This is a genomic window from Neobacillus sp. NPDC093182 (genome assembly GCF_044754045.1).
This window is the reverse complement of record NZ_JBIVOI010000046.1, coordinates 1-1257: the sequence shown is the minus strand read 5'-3', so window position 1 is coordinate 1257 and position 1257 is coordinate 1. Positions and strand designations below refer to the sequence as shown.

1 protein-coding gene and 1 pseudogene are annotated in these 1257 nt (G+C 35.9%); both read right to left on the bottom strand.

Features of this window, described 5'->3' with window-relative positions; translation table 11 throughout:
- Positions 1 to 40: 40 nt before the first annotated feature.
- Positions 41 to 949 carry an IS3 family transposase gene (locus ACIQAA_RS32385; RefSeq protein WP_402628022.1) on the bottom strand — a complete coding sequence of 303 codons (909 nt, stop codon included), beginning with the start codon at positions 947 to 949 and terminating at the stop codon, positions 41 to 43.
- Positions 943 to 1257 (bottom strand): annotated as a pseudogene (locus ACIQAA_RS32380) (IS3 family transposase); the annotation flags it as partial. The pseudogene ACIQAA_RS32380 and the gene ACIQAA_RS32385, both read right to left, overlap by 7 nt.

Sequence of the window (1257 nt, the reverse complement as noted above, 5' to 3'; positions counted from 1 at the left end):
TGAACTATGACCCATAATATGGACAGTTAAATAAAAGAGCCTATGCTACTAACAGATGACCTCGGTATTGTACCGGGGTCATCTTTTTTAGTCCCCACTGGTAACGATGATTATTGTACTCCTCGATATATGAATCCACCATCTGCTTTAACTCAATAAAACTATTACATTCTTTATAATCAACCTCATCTTTAAAATGACCGAAGAAGGATTCCATTGGAGCGTTATCCCAACAGTTACCCTTACGGGACATTGATTGAGTTATATTCAACTTCTTTACTCTCTTTTGAAAGAGGGGATGAGTGTAATGGAAGCCTTGATCTGAATGTAGAATCGCTTCTGGATGGAACTGATTCTGCATGGCTTCTTTTAGCCTCGTTAATGTTTTATAAACGATATTCATCTTTAATGAAGTAGATAAATAATGGGCTAGTATTTCATTGGTACTACCATCTTTAACACATGATAAATAAGCTTTTTGACCATTTGCATAATATAGATAGGTAATATCCGTTAATAAAACCTTTCCAGGTTCCTCTTGATTAAACTCACGCTTTAAAATGTTAGGGCATGTTTTATGTTCTTGAGTTGCTTTGGACATTTTTTTATATGGGTTCGCATTTCTAACCTTCGCAAATAGTCCGTACTTACGCATTAACCTTCTAATTTTCTTATGATTCATTACTACAAAATAATCGTTTTCTAAAATCATTTTGATTGGTAATGCCCCAACTTTTTCCTTCTTTTGCTTAAATATAGAATAAATAAGTTCATAATCCGCTGCATCATCGAAGTCTCTTTGTTCGCGAATGGAAGATGCCTTTAACCAAGCATAGTACCCACTTCTACTTACTCCTGCTAGTTCACATAAGTAACTCACAATGTTCTTTAGTTGGTGTTGACGAATGATGTATTCAATAAGTTCGAATTTTTCTGATGGTGTTAATATCGTTTTTTCTTCAACGCCTGCCTCTCTAGTTCCTCTAGCTTTTTTAAGAAGTCGTTCTCAGCTTCTAAGAATTTAATTTTAGCTTCAGCTTTCTTCAGTCTTTCCTCCACAGATAGTTCCTTCGGGGAGGGGCGTCCAGTACTTGCCTTTCCTCTTCGCTCTGTTTGAAGACCTAATTCACCTAATTTCTCAAAGGTTGCACGCCATCTTTGTAAACATCTCTTTGGCTGGTCTTTACCTATCACTTCAATGTTAAAGTCGTTCTCAATAAAAATTTGGGAAGGACTTTTCCCTTTATGATATTCCTT